The 14,569-nt window shown below is 68.2% G+C and carries 14 protein-coding genes; 8 read left to right on the top strand and 6 right to left on the bottom strand.

From position 1 onward, the window contains the following. Positions 1-536: 536 nt before the first annotated feature. Positions 537-1,559, top strand: a complete 1,023-nt coding sequence (locus MJ785_RS00730; RefSeq protein ID WP_239313719.1) for an aminoglycoside phosphotransferase family protein — start codon at positions 537-539, stop codon at positions 1,557-1,559. 22 nt (positions 1,560-1,581) lie between these two features. Here the strand turns inward: MJ785_RS00730 and MJ785_RS00725 are convergent, their stop codons facing one another. Further along, on the bottom strand, positions 1,582-2,493 hold the full coding sequence (locus MJ785_RS00725) for a phosphatase PAP2 family protein (RefSeq protein ID WP_239379888.1): 912 nt from the start codon (positions 2,491-2,493) through the stop codon (positions 1,582-1,584). A 693-nt stretch (positions 2,494-3,186) separates the two neighbouring features. Here MJ785_RS00725 and MJ785_RS00720 point away from each other — a divergent pair. Beyond that, positions 3,187-3,516 (top strand): hypothetical protein, encoded by a 330-nt coding sequence (locus MJ785_RS00720; protein WP_239313725.1) that lies wholly within the window; start codon positions 3,187-3,189, stop codon positions 3,514-3,516. A gap of 270 nt (positions 3,517-3,786) precedes the next feature. Here the strand turns inward: MJ785_RS00720 and MJ785_RS00715 are convergent, their stop codons facing one another. Continuing rightward, complete coding sequence (locus tag MJ785_RS00715) at positions 3,787-3,954, bottom strand: hypothetical protein (RefSeq protein WP_239313727.1); 168 nt, start codon at positions 3,952-3,954, stop codon at positions 3,787-3,789. A gap of 622 nt (positions 3,955-4,576) precedes the next feature. On the opposite strand from MJ785_RS00715, the gene MJ785_RS00710 reads away from it, so the two are divergent. From MJ785_RS00710 to MJ785_RS00685, 6 genes are all read left to right on the top strand, one after another. Further along, the gene (locus tag MJ785_RS00710) at positions 4,577-5,554 is read left to right on the top strand and encodes a GNAT family N-acetyltransferase (RefSeq protein ID WP_239379887.1); all 978 of its coding nucleotides are present in this window, start codon (positions 4,577-4,579) and stop codon (positions 5,552-5,554) included. Positions 5,555-5,567: 13 nt separating this feature from the next. Continuing rightward, entirely contained in the window at positions 5,568-6,521 is a 954-nt protein-coding gene (gene folP / locus MJ785_RS00705) for a dihydropteroate synthase (protein ID WP_239344836.1), read from the top strand. Further along, positions 6,518-6,940 carry a dihydroneopterin aldolase gene (folB, locus tag MJ785_RS00700; protein WP_239311308.1) on the top strand — a complete coding sequence of 141 codons (423 nt, stop codon included), beginning with the start codon at positions 6,518-6,520 and terminating at the stop codon, positions 6,938-6,940. Before folP ends, folB begins: the two co-directional genes overlap by 4 nt. 47 nt (positions 6,941-6,987) lie before the next feature. Then, positions 6,988-7,488 (top strand): 2-amino-4-hydroxy-6-hydroxymethyldihydropteridine diphosphokinase, encoded by a 501-nt coding sequence (gene folK, locus MJ785_RS00695; RefSeq protein WP_239311309.1) that lies wholly within the window; start codon positions 6,988-6,990, stop codon positions 7,486-7,488. Next, positions 7,485-7,922 carry a DUF3180 domain-containing protein gene (locus tag MJ785_RS00690; RefSeq protein ID WP_239311317.1) on the top strand — a complete coding sequence of 146 codons (438 nt, stop codon included), beginning with the start codon at positions 7,485-7,487 and terminating at the stop codon, positions 7,920-7,922. The genes folK and MJ785_RS00690 overlap by 4 nt, the downstream gene beginning before the upstream one ends. 698 nt (positions 7,923-8,620) lie before the next feature. Then, on the top strand, positions 8,621-10,333 hold the full coding sequence (locus MJ785_RS00685; protein ID WP_239379886.1) for a hypothetical protein: 1,713 nt from the start codon (positions 8,621-8,623) through the stop codon (positions 10,331-10,333). Positions 10,334-10,377: 44 nt separating this feature from the next. Here the strand turns inward: MJ785_RS00685 and MJ785_RS00680 are convergent, their stop codons facing one another. The 4 genes from MJ785_RS00680 to MJ785_RS00665 form a co-directional block, all read right to left on the bottom strand. Then, complete coding sequence (locus MJ785_RS00680; RefSeq protein WP_239373871.1) at positions 10,378-11,481, bottom strand: PHB depolymerase family esterase; 1,104 nt, start codon at positions 11,479-11,481, stop codon at positions 10,378-10,380. Positions 11,482-11,513: 32 nt separating this feature from the next. After that, positions 11,514-12,179: a hypothetical protein gene (locus MJ785_RS00675; protein WP_239311318.1), complete on the bottom strand. Its 666-nt coding sequence runs from the start codon at positions 12,177-12,179 to the stop codon at positions 11,514-11,516. A 336-nt stretch (positions 12,180-12,515) separates the two neighbouring features. After that, positions 12,516-13,406, bottom strand: a complete 891-nt coding sequence (locus MJ785_RS00670; RefSeq protein WP_255724002.1) for a hypothetical protein — start codon at positions 13,404-13,406, stop codon at positions 12,516-12,518. 326 nt (positions 13,407-13,732) lie between these two features. Then, entirely contained in the window at positions 13,733-14,506 is a 774-nt protein-coding gene (locus tag MJ785_RS00665) for a hypothetical protein (protein WP_239344846.1), read from the bottom strand. Positions 14,507-14,569 lie beyond the last annotated feature (63 nt).

Here is a 14,569-nt window from a genome sequence, read left to right as displayed (position 1 = left end):
TTAGCGGCCGCCGAAGGAACTATAGTTGAGCATCCATCGGGCATGCCCTGGCTTGCTTGGGGTTTTCGGGTAGGTGAGCAGAGTACTGATTGAACTCCTGTTGGCCACCGGCGACTCAGCACCGCCACCGGGCAACTACCGGATCGGAGGAGGCATCGTTGCGGGCCGTGGGGTCATGGTTCGGGTTCGGGTTCGTGGCCGAGCGCGTGTAATGCATGGGAGTGCCCGGCAATAGGAGTGTGGATCAAAAAACAGGGCCGGGGCGCGTGCATCGCGAGGTGGCACGGGGAGTCACCGGAGGTGGTGGGTGTTGACCGACAAGCCGGGATACCCATGCGTCGCGCGGTGATGGATAGGGGAGCGATGATACGAGGCACCGCGCGGGCGGTACGAGCCGGACAGTCCTGTTGCCGGGCGCTCTTAGCGGCAATAACCGTATGCCATGAGGGCGCGGATAGGCAGTGAGCGGGATGGGCGCGTCCGAACGAATCGATCTTGTTATGCTCCGTGTCTGGTGAGGGTCGGGGCGAGGTCGAGTGGCTGTCACGGGTCGTGACGGTCGTTTCACCGCGGCGAAGGCGTGGTCGATTGTTCGAGAGATATGCACGGCGCTTGGCCTGGATGGCCAGGATGCCGAGGTAATAAAAATTACCGCTAACGCGGTGTTCCGGTTGCCGCGCTCCGGAGTGATTATCCGGATTTCCGGATCCCCGGCGATGGCGTACCGTGCGTACAAAGTCGTTCAGGTAGCTCGTTGGCTGGCCCGGCATGACGTGCCGGCGGTGCGCCTTGCACCTGGTCTGCCGGCACCGCTGCACCTCGACGGCACCGTGGCCACCCTGTGGATCGATGCTCTGGCCGGGCCGCGACCAGCCGAACCGCGTGCTCAGAGCCTCCTGGAACGGCAGCCTCCGGCAGGCGCCCGAGGGCTGGTGGCACGTGCGCGCAGGTCCGCCTCGGACGAGCCTGTGCGCAACAGCGGACCACCAACCGCCTCCGACCTCGCGGTGGTCCTCCGACTGATCCACGCGTTGCCGCTGCCCATCGTCGCATTGCCGAACTGGGATCCGCTCGACGACGTCCGCCGGCGCCTCGCCGACGCGGAGGGGCTCGCTGACATTGACCGTATCTTCCTGCAGCGCATGGCCGACCGGCTCGAAGCGGCTCTTGAAGATGTCACGTACGAGCTGCCGGCGGGGATCGTCCACGGTGACGCTCATCTCGGGAACCTGATCAGAAGCCCCGATGGCCGGGTGCTCGCCTGTGATTTCGATGCCACCTGTTACGGGCCGACCGAGTGGGACCTGGTTCCCTTGGCTGTCGGGCGGTTGCGTTTCGGTTACCCACCAGAACGATACGCGCTGCTCGCGTCCGAATACGGTTTCGACGTGACGCACTGGTCTGGATTCGAGGTGCTGCGGGCCGTACGGGAACTGAAGCTGGTGACGAGTGTTGTGCCGATCCTCACCAGCAATCCGCGGGTGGCGGCGCAGTTCGCCGTCCGGCTGGCAAGCCTGCGTTATGCGGACGAAAGCGTCCGCTGGTTACCGTATTCCTGACTTTTATCAGCTTTCTGATAGTTCATCGGAGCCGGACTCGCCATCGTCCCCAGTGACTGGACAGGGCCCGTGGTTTTGTCTGAGGGTGAATTTGCTGGGATCCGCGTGGTTGCTCTGGCGGCTCCTGTTGCCAGTCTAGCGGATTGCTGTTGGTGGCGGTGTCCGAACAGTGTGGCGATTGTGCCTGGCCGCCGGGTCGTTGCGCTGGCTGGCCTTGTAGCGGTGGTTCGCTGCCGTCGACCGCGCCATCCACAGGACGTTTTCGGCAGATGCGTTGGGTGAATAACGCGGTCATGCTGGCTGCCCATGCCACCGCGAGTAGGTAGCCGGCGATGACGTCCGACAGATAGTGCACGGCGAGGATGAGACGTGCGCACCCGACCGCCACGACGGCCAGCGCGGTCACGGCGGTCACGGCGACCGGAGGCCGTTGCCCGCGGACGGCAGCCAGTACCGCGAGCCCCACCATCGCCGCGACCGTCACCCCGATGACGTGCCCGGACGGAAAGCTCATCCCGTGGGCCGGGGCGAACGCCTCGGCGACGGGCGGGCGCGCTCGGGCGATGATGATTTTGGTTGCGGTGCTGAGGAGGCCACCGATCCCGATGGTGATCCCGATGAACAGCGCCGACCAGCGGACGCCGGCCGGATCGAGCCGGCCGAGACCGCGCGGGCGGCCGCCCCACGGCGGGCTGGCCCGCAACCACAACACCGCCACCACGACCAGGGCAGCCAGCCGGAGGATGAACGGAGCGAACAGCATGCTCAGGACTTCGGCGGCGTCGACCGGCCAGCTCCGGGTGGCGACAATCCTGCTGAGATCCTCGATCGTGTCGGCGTCTGCGTTGGCGAGCGGCATCCAGTGGATCTTCACCATGGCCGTGAGGACGACGAACAGCACCGCGCACGTTCCCGCGGCCCACCGTGCTCCCATGACGTCCCAGTCTCTTCCCGCTCGCCGGCCGGGAAAAGCCCTGCCCGCGGCTCGCCGGCCTGCTGCCAGACCGTGGGCCGGCCAGCTCAGCAGCCACCGCACACAAACCGGCAGGTACCCGATCTGCCGGGCCTTAGTGGTCGCCGCCGGACGTTCGTCCAGGGTCTGCCGGCGCCAGACGGCGCCTCGCCTCGTTAAGGAGCGGGGCTGGGGTGCGTGCCTCGCGAGGCGGCGGAGGCAGGCACCGGATGTGTTGGGTGGCGACCGACGAGCCGGGGTACCCGTGCATCGCGCAGCGATGGACGGGGAGCGATGCGGCGAGGTGCGTGCCCCAGCCCCGCGACGCCGCGTCCCTATTGCCGGAGCCTCTCTTATCCGCAGCTCCTCCGCAATTCATCCGCATTGACTGTTCCGTGCGCTCCGACCGTGACCGGCCGGAGCCGCCGGCGGCCTGGCCGCTGGTTATCACCGGATATATCGGTGGCTTCCCGCTGACGGTGGCAACTTCTGCGGACCGGATGACACATGACTGTTCTCTCGTTATTGTTTCTTTTTTGTCGCATAGCCCTTTTTCGCGGCAAGAAGAGTTTCCTGAATTACACAAGCGAAGTTAGCTGGTGGGGTTGACTGGGTGAGCGCCTGGTGGAGTAGGGTCACTTCTTGTTCGGTCAGTCCCGACGAGAGGAAAACGTGATGGCACAGCAGCAGCAGCAGCAAATTGAACAGCAGCTGCGGCAGAACTGGCAGCAGATCCGGTACCGGCTGCTCGATGAATTCGGACAGGTCGGTACCGCGGACCTCGACGCGGCTCGTGACGTCAACGATCTCGTTCAGCGGATCGCGGACAAGACTCACCACAGCGAGCGTTACGTGGAGACCCGGCTGCAGGAGCTCGTCGGTGTCGGCGCTTCTGTCGGCGGCCAGTTCGGTGGCCAGCAGCAGGGTGCTGGCCAGGGCTTCGGCCAGCAGCAGGGCCAGCAGGGCCAGCAGGGCCAGCAGCAGGGCCAGCCGTTCGGGCGTTGATCGTGTTCGGGTAACGGTGGCACACCGCTACCCGTCCTGACACCGGTGACATGCGGAAAGTGCTGGCTGTATGATCACCGGCCGGGTTTCCCGGATCCTTCGGATACGCGGGAAATGTTACGGCCGCGCATCCCTGGGCCTGCCGGATGACACGATTTCCCGAACTGTTCGCTGTATTAGTTTTCGGACCAGTCAGGTGGTCTCGCCGCCAAGTAACAAGAGACCACCTGACTGGTTCGGCTCCCGGCGTGCCGTCCGGTGACCTTAAGATCACCCTGTCAGGCTCACGAGGAGTGTCCGATACTCAAGCAGGGCGTCGATCAGCCCCGTGACAATGGGATTGCGGGGCATCTGGCCCAGTTCGGTAAGGATTGAATCCGTTTGTTCCAGCGTGGGCTGGGCGTCGACAGCCGCGACGAGTGTGACCAGTCTGCTCATGGGTGGCCTTCCAGCGACTCACAGCCGTGAAGCGACTTCCATTCGATCAGCACTTCGTATGGCTGGCTCGTCTCAGCTGATACATCTGCCGAAAAGGCGTCGCCCGGCGGGTTTACCATCAATTTTCACTCCATGCCCTTCAAGAAGGAGCCCGGCTCCTTTGTCGGGCGGTGGTACAACTGACGTTACCGTAAAAAACGGTAGGGTCTCGGTGTTCCCGCCGGGTTGAATGGTCGTTACGGTGAGGTAACAAACTTTGCGCCCTGTAGTTGGGCTCCCGCCGTTCGGATGACCATCCGCAGGTTAATTGCACCGTATGCGCATGATGTGCCGCCGACGCATACCCATTGCTTCCCGTGATGTATTCCCAGGGTATCAGGTCACCGTCGCTGCGCATCCACCCTCGCCGCGCATCCGCTCCCGCCGCGCATTCACTGTGGTGTATTCACCGCGGCACATTCGAGTGGCCGATCGATTCCTGAGCGGCGTACCGGTCGCTGACCGGGGACTGTTGGTGGCGCTGCCGAGACAGGCGGTGTCTGGTCAAGTCGTGTCGGGCGCGACAACGAGGGGCGAGCGCGAAGGTTTCGTTCCTTGGCCGGTAGCCTCAGGCGTGTGGTCAGTGCGGGTCCGTCTGCGGGTACCGGTCGCCGGGCAGGGCATGGCTGAGCCCGCCGCAAGCCACCGTGGGCACGATGCGCTGGTGGCGCCGGGTGCCGGCGAGGCGGTTGATGCCGCTCTGAGCCGTGAGCTGGAGCTTCTCGCCCATCGCGCCTGGCCCCCGCTGCGTGAGCGCCGTGTCGGCGGCTGGGTGTTGCGGGAGTCTGCCGGTTCCTCCCGGCGCGGCAACTCGGTGTGGGCCCGCGGAGACGTCCCTGATCTTTCTCTCGCGCTTGACGAGGTCCGCGCGTTCTACGCCGCGGCAGGGCTGCCGGCGACCGTCCAGATCACCCCGGTGTCGTTGCCGGCCGGTATCCACCAGGCACTGGACGCGCTCGGGTTCGATGACACCGGTCCGACCGATGTCTGCGCGGCCGACCTGGCGGACCTTGCTGGCCGGCTGGCCGGCGGCACCGTCGCGGAGGCCAGCGTTGACGTGCCGTCGGGAGCGTCGGCGGCTGCTGCCGCCGGCTCCGGCCGCGCCGGTGGTACCAGAACGCTCATGTTCGACGACATCGACGGCAGCTGGCTGGATATCGCTGGGCGGGTACTTTCGACCTTTGCGGACCAGCGTGCCGGCACCCTCAAGGTGCTGACGAATCTCACGATAGCAACAAAGTACGTGCTGTGCGTGATGGACGGCGTGCCGGTCGCGGTTGGCCGGGGGGTCATAGACGGCGACTGGCTCGGCGTCTACAGCATGGCGACGATACCGGCCGCGCGCGGCCGGGGAGCCGCCCGCGCCGTCCTCGCCGGGCTGGTCACATGGGCCACCGACGCTGGTGCCTCCCGCGCCTATCTGCAGGTGGAACAGACCAGCACAGCGGCCCGCCACCTGTATGCCGCACTCGGCTTTCAGCCCGTCTATCGATACTCCTACCGGCGGTACTGCTACCGGCGGCCTCATCACGCCGGCAGTCCAGCCGCGTCCCTACGCTGATCATTGGGGAGTCATGACGCCCGAACAGGCCAGCCGCAGTCTCCTGGAGCCGATGGGCAGGACTCGCGTGATGGGTGTGGTCAACGCGACCCCGGATTCGTTCTCCGACGGCGGTACCTTCGCGACCGCCGCTGATGCCGTCCGGGCCGGCTTGGCGATGGCGGCCGACGGCGCCGACATCATCGACGTCGGTGGTGAGTCGACCCGACCGGGGGCCGCCCGGGTTGATCCGGACGAGGAACTGCGCAGGGTGCTGCCGGTGGTGACGGAGCTGGCCGCGGCCGGGGTCGCCGTCAGCGTGGACACGACCCGCCGGACGGTCGCCGAGGCCGCGTTGGCCGCCGGCGCTGTGATCATAAATGACGTATCGGGCGCGGCCGACCGGGACCTGCTGGCTCTCGCCGCCGAGCGGGGTGTTCCCTATGTGCTGATGCATGCCAGGGGCACGAGCGCGAACATGTTCACCCGGGCGGTCTACGGTGACGTCGTGTCCGAGGTCGCGGCCGAGCTGCACGACCGTCTTGAGGCCGTGCTCGCCGCGGGTATCGCGCCGAGCAGGGTGATTATCGACCCGGGGATCGGCTTCGCGAAGAAGGCCAGACACAACTGGGCGCTGCTGGCACACATCGACGCCTTCAGCGCGCTGAATTATCCCCTGCTGGTCGGTACATCGCGTAAGTCGTTCCTGGGCAGCCTGCTGGCGGGCTCCGACGGCCGGGCCCGGCCAGCCGATGATCGCGACGATGCGACCCAGGCGACAACGGCGCTGCTGGCGGTCGCCGGGGTGTGGGCGGTACGGGTGCACGCGGTCCGGGCGGCGGCGGACGCCGTCCGGGTGGCGCAGGCATGGCGGAGCGCCCGCGGCGAGCAGCCGTGGGATGCGCGTATGGGGCCGGCTCGGGCGCTGATCGCCGCCAGCGGTTCCGCCCCGGCCATGCCCCGATGCCCACCGGCGGGCGCGGCATGACCGCCTGGCCACCGGCGGGCGGATCGCCTGGAGCCGATGCCCCGTCGGCGGCCGCGCCGGACCGGATCGTCCTTACCGGCCTGCGGGTCCACGGCCACCATGGTGTCCTGCCAGCCGAACGCGAGTTGGGCCAGGAATTCGTCGTGGACGCCGTGCTGTGGGTGGACACCCGGCAAGCCGCCGCGAACGACGACCTCGCCGCCACGGTCGACTACGCGGCGTTGGCCCAGACGTTGGCTGGGATCATCGCGGGTGAACCGGTGGATCTGATCGAGACACTCGCGCACCGGCTGGCCGTCGCCTGCCTGGGCGACGGCCGCGTTGCGCGCGCCCAGGTGACGGTACACAAACCGGCGGCACCGATCCCACTACCGTTCACCGATGTCGCGGTCAGCGTCACCCGGGACCGGCCAGCGTGAGCGGGACGGGTCATCAGCCGGGATCGCGAAAGTCGCAGGCGTCGTCGTTGGCAACGCCGCGGCCAGGGCCGGAGCGGCCGACCGCGGTGCTTGCGCTGGGCTCGAATCTCGGTGATCGTCTTGCGCGGCTTCGTGCCGCCGTCCGGACGCTCGGTGCGGTGGCGGTGTCGCGGGTGTATGAGACCGCGCCCGTCGGCGGACCCACCCAGGACGATTATCTCAATGCGGTTGTGCTGGTCCCGGCGGCGCCGGCACGTGCTCTGCTGTTGGCGGCACGGTCAGCCGAGCAGGCGGCGTCACGGCTGCGGACGGTACGATGGGGCCCACGGACCCTGGATGTTGATGTGATCGCCTGTGGCAGGCTGCTGAGCGACGATCCGGAGATCCTCATCCCGCATCCGCGTGCCCATCTGCGCGCGTTCGTCTGTGTTCCCTGGCTGGATGTCGAGCCGGACGCGGTGCTACCTGGTCATGGCCGGGTGGCCGACCTGGTGGCCGGGCTGGATACCGCCGGGATCCAGCAGACATCATGGAGCTTGCGCCAGTGAAACCGAGCCGGGCGCGGGATCTGTTCGCGGCGGCCGTGGTGCTTGGCGCGCTCACCTATGTTTTCCTGGTTTTCAATTATCAGGACCTGCCGCGCTTTCCGCCCACGGCGCCGTTGTCTCTGCTGATCATTGGGCTGGTGGAGCTACAGACCGCGTCGATCACCCGGCGCCGGTTGCAGGGGCGGCCGGGAACGAGGCCGATCCTGCCGCTGACCGTCGCCCGGCTGGCGGCCATGGCCAAGGCCGGCAGCCTTGCCGGGGCGGCGCTGGCGGGAGCGTGGGCTGCGGTGCTCGGTTATGTGTTGCCGCGTTCGGATGAGTTCCGCACCGCCGGCGCCGATGCGATCACCGCTGGGCTGGGGATCGGTGCCGCGGCGGTGCTCCTGGCCGGCGGGCTGCTGCTTGAGCGTGTGTGCCGAGTGCCGAAATCCTGAGCGGCCTGCCGGGGTGCGCTGGCCAAAGGTCACGCGATCATGTTTTTTGCGCGGTCGGCGGCAGGATCGCAAGGCGGCGGATGGATGCGCCGGAGGCGGTGGGCGCCGGCCGACGAGCCGGGCTACCCGTCCATCGCGTGGTGATGGACGGGTAGCGATGACGCGAGGTGCCACCCGGACGAGCCCTATTGCCGGGCGCTCTTACTCTGGTAATTGTCAACTGGGCGCGCGCAACGCCAGCGCAACGCCGTGATACACCGATGGGGACGTTTGATTGGGTGCGGACCGCGATGGGAGGTCAGCCGGTGGCAGACGGCGCACGACGCTCTGACGCGGCACGACGGTCTGACGCGGTGAATCAACGCCGGCCCGGGGCCGTGGACGGTACGCCGGAATCGGTGGCGCATCCCGACGGAAACGAGCCCCCGGCAAGCGCGGCCCCGCGGCGCCGGGATGCTCATCCCCCTGCCCCGTGGCGCGACCAGGGCCCGCCGCAGGACACTGGCCGATATCAGGACCCTGGCTCTTATCGGGACGCTGGTTCCCAGCAGCGGCCCGACGCAACCCGCGCCTCGGACGCCTATCGGCCAGCCGCTGGATATCCGCCCGCTGACGGCTATCTGCCGCCAGGACAACAGGCCGCGGCCCCACACCGCCCGACGGGCCAACGTGCGGTCGCTCCTCACGTGGCCGACGGCATGGCGACACGGGCCGGCTACCCTCGCAACGAGCGGGCCGCCGGCCGTGGCAATGACGCGGGTTATGGCAATGACGCGGGGTACGGCAATGACGCGGGGTACGGCAACGGTTACGAAAATAGCGCGGATTGTGGCAACGAGGCGGGTTATGGCAATGACGCGGGCCGTCGTGCCGAGCCGGCACCCCACGGCTACGGGCCGGTCACGTCTGGGTATCCGCCGGCCGGCCGGCCCTCCGCTGACCTCTACGACGAGGAGACCCGTTACGCCCCGCAGGCCGCGCCGTCCGGGCCGCCACCGGTTGATCCCGGTATCCGTGATGGCGAGCGGGCCCACCGTTCCGCGGCAGCACGGTCGCGGCCGGCTACTCCCGCTTCTGGTCCTAGTCCTGGTCCTGGTCCGCGCCAGACCGCGGTGTCCCGCCCCCGGCCGACGGACCGGCAGCCCCATGAGCGGCCGTACCCACCGGATACCAGGGCTTTCTCATCCGGTGGTCCCGCTGCTGGGCAGCCGCTGGACCCCGGGCCGGGGTACCCCGAAGGCAGCGGTGGAGGGGGCTGGCGCGACAGCGCCGCGCGGGCCGCGTCACCTGTTGCCGATGCCCACACCGCGGGCGGGTTTCCCCCGGCCCAGCAGCCATACCAGGATGATGCCAGGGGGCAGGCGGGACCGGCAGCGCCGCGCCGCGCGGCTCAGCCCCCAGGGCGCGGATCGGGATGGGACCCGGGGACGCAGGACGCGGCCGCCAGCACGAGTATCCGGCGCCCGCGCGAGCCCACTGGGCGGCCGGCGGGTGTCGCCCCACCGCGTACCACCCGGGTACGCGCGGACGCGGCTGCCTCCGACACCCGGCGTCCCAGCGCTGATCGGGCTGATCGGGCTGATCGCCCTGTCCGGACGGACCGGTCCACGAACTCGGCCGCACACGGCCAGGCCGGCAACGGCCGGTCCGAACGCGTGCGTGGCCGGCGCCGGGATGACCGTGGCAATCCGTCATTCTCGGATGAGGACACCGGTTCGCACCGGGCACAGCCCCGCAAGAGCGCCACGGGCACACCGATGCTGCGGCGGCTGCTGTATGCGGTGGTGATCCTTGGGCTCGCCTTCGCGCTCGGGGGCGGCGCGGGGTTTGTCTGGCAGAAGATCAGTCCTGGTAAGGCCAGCGTGCAGGCCGGGCCGACCGCCGCGCCGACAGGCACGGCCCAGGCGGCGGCATCCGCGAGCCCCGCCGCCAGCCCGGCTGGCACAACAGCCCCGGCGGTGGTACCGGCTGACTGGGTTGCGGTCACCGACACGAAGCAGCGGGCGACATTTTCCCACCCGCCTGCCTGGAGCCAACGCCGGGACAACACCGGGGTCTTCTTTGTCGAGCCCGCGGTGGGGACGGCTGCGGCCGGCCCGCGGATGGTCGGAGTCGCGCGTGTCACGGGCACGGATCAACGGGCGGCGCTCAAGGTTGTTCAGGACTCCGAGTTCGCCACCCAGCCGGGGCTCACTCAGGACAGGTCCGGGCCGATCACGGACCCGACCGGAGCGCAGAGCCAGGAGCTGGCCGGCTCCTACCTGCGCGACGGCCAGCGGGTCACCTACGTGATGCGGACGCTGCTGGCCGGGGACGCGGTCTACGTCCTGATCTCGCGGTCGTCAGCTACGCAGGCGGACACCGCGACAACCCTGGTGGAGAACGTACGGGCCTCTTTCCGCGCGTCCTGATCTTCATGTCCTGATCTCCTCGGCCTGGCCGAGGCTCGCTGGCTTCAGAGGTCGGGCCCGGCGCGTTGCGACCGCATCGGCGCGAGGATCCGCCAGATCACCTCCGTGGTGCTGAACCGCGCTGGGCCGCTGCTGGGGGGCCAGCCATGGGCGACGCCGGGAAGCAGGAACTCCACGACCCGATCGCCGGACGAGCAGCTCGTCTCCTTCTTCGTCACCGGGAAACCGCTCCCGGCTGGGGATACGGCTGTCGCCTGGCTGGTTGTGGCCGCTTCGGCTGCCGGTTGGCTGTGACTGTCGTAACCGGGTGTTCCCATGCTGGTCGCCTTCGGTGGGCTGCCGGACGCGCTCTCGACGGGCAACCCGTCGCTGTCGGCACTGCCGCTGTCTTCCGGCAGCGACGGGGGAGGGCAGCCGGCGCTGGCCCGGAAGGGAGCAAGGCTGTTCTCGACCGAGGTCAGTGATGTCCCGAGCGTTGCCGACCAGTCGGCACCAGCGTACGGAACGCGCTCATCAAGCTGTCCATGCACGGCCACCACGCTGACCGGGGCCGCCGGCGCGCAGTCCGGGGTCTGCAGGCTGGCCGCCACCACGGCGATACCGGCGATTTCGGGCGCGTTCTCGCACGCGTAGCGGTAGGCGAGCATCCCGCCGTTGGAGAAGCCGACCAGGATCACCCGCCGCCGGTCGATGGGATAGTGTTGTTCGAGATGTGAGATGAGCGCTCGCAGCCATCCGACGTCGTCGACATGCTCGGCCGCGGACCGCCCGCAACAGGTGCCGGCATCCCACGAGGCGTTCAGGCCATCGGGATAGGCCACGGCGACGCCCGCGCTGGTGGCGAGGGTGTCGATGCCCCACTCGGTCTGGGGTTCCTGACCCTCGTGCAGAAGGCTGTGCAGCGCGATGACGAGCGGAAAGGGCCGGGGAGACGTGGCCGGCGGCAGCGTGATGCGCAGCCGCGGCGCTCGCCCTGAGCGTTCGTAGGCGTCCGGTCCGGCAGTCGGGCTGGGCGCGCCGGCCACCGGCGTCATCGATGCCGGGTGAGACCTGCCCACAGCGGCGCACCCGGCCAGCCAGCAGGTCAGGACAAGTACCAGCCCGGTGAACCGGGCCAGCGCGGTACGGCGACGCGTGGACTGCACCACACTGATTTTGTCCCGTCCACGGCCTGGCCCTGTCAGCGGTATCGGCGTTGATCTCCGCGCGGACGGCGGGTGCCGCGGCTCTCACCGTCCGCGCCGGTGTGGGGGCCGCTGGGGCCAGCGGCCGTGGCGGCTCCGGGCAGGCCCGGAAAGGCGCCTGGCTCCGTTCCGGCGGCGGGGGTACCCAGGCCTGTGCCGGACTTCGAGGCGGGCGGGGCCGTACCCGGACCTGTCGCCGTGTCCGGAAGGATGTCCACGGCCGATACCGGCCCGGCCGGCCGCAGCCCGGTTCCGGGCACGCCGCTCGGTCGTTGCGGTTCCGCCAGACGACCGGGCTGGTGCCCCCGGTCGTCTGGCTGTACCACGCCGAGGCGGGGGCGGCCGGTCGAGCTGGTTCGGTCCATCAACGTGGTCACATCAGCAATATCGATCACGTCGGCAACGTCAATCATGTCGGCCGCGTCCGAGGTGGGCGTGTCCTCAGAGCCGGCTGGCCGTCTGGTGTTCGCGGCGGCGCGGCGATACCGCACAAACGCCTCCTGAGCGCGGTTCTCCAGGTCGTTGACCAGTTCGAGCTGCTCGCGGACACGGCGTTCACCGGCTGGTCCGGCGGCGAGAAGGTCCGACAGGCAGTGGTCGACCGCGCGACGGGCCTGCAGCCAGACGAGGAGCAGCCGGGAGCGCTCCAGGTCTGATGGCATGTCCACCGAGATGTCTCCCCCGTTTCCCGCGCCCCGCGCAGGTGGCCTGCGGCCGCGGACGACCTGGGGAACCAGGCCGTCCGGCAGGCCGCACCCAGCGCACCGCGTAGCGGAGCGACAGGACCGGCGCCGCCGTTGGTCGCGACACTTTGTCGTACCAGAGTGCCTCACCCGCATCCCTCGTGTGCGTCAGTTCGCCGAAGGAGTATGGGTGCGTCGTGGTGGTCTCTGTTGTTTTGGGCAGTCCTTGGGACGATGATGCTGTGCTCATCGTTGCCGAGTGTAAGCATCGTTCCAGGTGTGCTTGGTGTGTTATGCCGTTACGGCGTCATACCGTCACGATGCTTGTCCGGGCTCGGGGTCCGCACGCGACTCGCCGGTGGCCGCGGATGTCTCCCGATCGTGCGCGGAGATCGGGTCCGTCGCCCACCCATCCTTGCTGTGCCCTGCCGCCACCAGGTCGCCGACGAGATCGCTCACCGGCACGACCACCGGCTCCTCGGCGGCGGCACGGGCTCGATTCTCCCGCCAGACAGACCTTGCGGTCGTCAGTTCCGGCCCCCCGTAGCGCAAGAGCTCCTCCCAGCGGCGTTGCATCGGACGGACAAGACCGCCACCCACCCCGACGACTGTCACTCCGGCGATGGTCGCGAGCAGTGCGTAGAGTATCGGATTTGTTACCGAAGTGGCAAGCCCGAGTTCGTCCAGGGCGGCTTTGCCAAACCCGATCATGATGAGCGCGGTGATACTGGTCGCCGCGGTAGCCGCGTAGGGAAGCCCGGTCAGCGCTTCGCGGACGAACACCCGGGCGGCCGAGGCGAGAGTGCCGCCGAGCATGAGCACAGAGCAGGCGAGAACCGCGTGTGCGAGCAGGATGACGAGGTCGTGGACGAGGTCGCTGACCGGGTTGGTGCCGAACGGGCCGAGGGCCAGTTGGAAGAGCGCCAACAGCGCAATGGCGAGCAGCAGCCGCATCAGGCCGATGCGCAGGTCGTGGGCGGGCCGGCGGAGTGCGCGCGTGAGCCCGCCCCGTTCGAGCAGATTGTCGGTGCCAGCGCGGTCGAGGAAGCGGTTGATGATCCTGATGAGTGTGCGGGCGGCCAGGCCGCCGACAGACATGATGAATGCGAATGCTAAAATTTTCGGCACAATTTGGGCGAAGTATTGGGCAAAGTATGACCATGCGCCTGATATGCTATCGTCCCACCCGACAGCCTGCGGTGCCAATAGTCTTCACTCCCATCGCGACAGTCGCGCACCAGGTCGGTTGCGTACTGGTCGGTTGTCCGGCATGGGCGTGTCCGGAAGGCATGGATGGGTCGCGCTGGGCGCCGTTCGCCGCATTGCCCATCGCTCGTCACCGACTGCCCGTTGCCCACCGTACGCACGGAAACAGCACACATCATGGGTAACGATCACACCATGTTGCCACACGGAAGCGGAAAGTAGCGTTCGTGTAGTCCGTCCATGGATGTGCTTTGCGTGTCGCATGGATGCGGAGGGTTGCTGGGATGACCGCCAGCTTGCCGAAGTACGTATATGTCACAATGTGACTACTGGCTGGCGACCTTTCGGGCGATCTGCCGTGCGACACGGTTCACCACGGTCTGCTCGGGGTCGTCGAACACGCGGCCGACGACAAAGGAGCTCTGGACCTGGCCGGAGAACATGAACATCAGGTCGAAGGTCATCGGTACCGGTGGTCCGTCCAGCGTCATGGTTGCCTTGACCCTGGTCGCGGCGGTGATACCGGGGGGAGGCTTGTGGGCGGATGCCGACACGACCGCGAAGGTGCTGCCAGCGGGCAGATCGGCCGCTTTGGCATACTCGCGCTTGAGCAGCTGGCCGACGCAGGACGGAAAAGAGGCCTCAGCGGCGACTCGGACGGCAGCTGTGATCACTTCGGCTGGATAGACCGCCGCGACCGATCCCATGAACATCTGGCTGTCGCTGGTGGCGAAGTACGGTCCCTTTGCCGAGTCCAGCGGCTCTACTTTCGACCCGGCTGTGGGTTCGCCCATGCACGAGGCGAAACTGGTCATCGCGGCTACCGACAGAGCACCACGGTTGTCTAGCGACGTGCTGGCGCCGAAGCCCGTCGTCTCTGGACCCTCGGTAAGCACGTAGTCGTCGGCGTGCAGCGATGTGCGGGCGGCGGCCTGCTGCGTCGGGGGGACTGGTTCGGTTCCCGCGGCAACCGGATTCGGGCTCTTCCCGTTTCCGCAGGAATTGGCTGTGAGCCCCAACAGGACGCAGACCAGACCGAGCCCGAGAGTCCGGAGCTGAATCCGGACCCGACCGCTATGTGCCGGCAGCGATGTCCGCACGACCTGTCTACCCCCTGGATGCCGCGGCGTGTTCGGTTCGGTCGTTGCCGGTCTCCGACAGCG

The organism is Protofrankia sp. CiT1, from assembly GCF_917627335.1.
Lineage (GTDB): Bacteria > Actinomycetota > Actinomycetes > Frankiales > Frankiaceae > Protofrankia.
This window is presented reverse-complemented; position numbering and strand designations above follow the sequence as displayed.

Bases quoted from the DNA above. Each gene is read 5' to 3' on its own strand.
- MJ785_RS00725 (WP_239379888.1), bottom strand. From the start codon at position 2,493: ATGGGAGCACGGTGGGCCGCGGGAACGTGCGCGGTGCTGTTCGTCGTC.
- MJ785_RS00720 (WP_239313725.1), top strand. From the start codon at position 3,187: ATGGCACAGCAGCAGCAGCAGCAAATTGAACAGCAGCTGCGGCAGAAC.
- MJ785_RS00715 (WP_239313727.1), bottom strand. From the start codon at position 3,954: ATGAGCAGACTGGTCACACTCGTCGCGGCTGTCGACGCCCAGCCCACG.
- folP (WP_239344836.1), top strand. From the start codon at position 5,568: ATGACGCCCGAACAGGCCAGCCGCAGTCTCCTGGAGCCGATGGGCAGG.
- folB (WP_239311308.1), top strand. From the start codon at position 6,518: ATGACCGCCTGGCCACCGGCGGGCGGATCGCCTGGAGCCGATGCCCCG.
- MJ785_RS00685 (WP_239379886.1), top strand. From the start codon at position 8,621: ATGGCGACACGGGCCGGCTACCCTCGCAACGAGCGGGCCGCCGGCCGT.
- MJ785_RS00675 (WP_239311318.1), bottom strand. From the start codon at position 12,179: ATGCCATCAGACCTGGAGCGCTCCCGGCTGCTCCTCGTCTGGCTGCAG.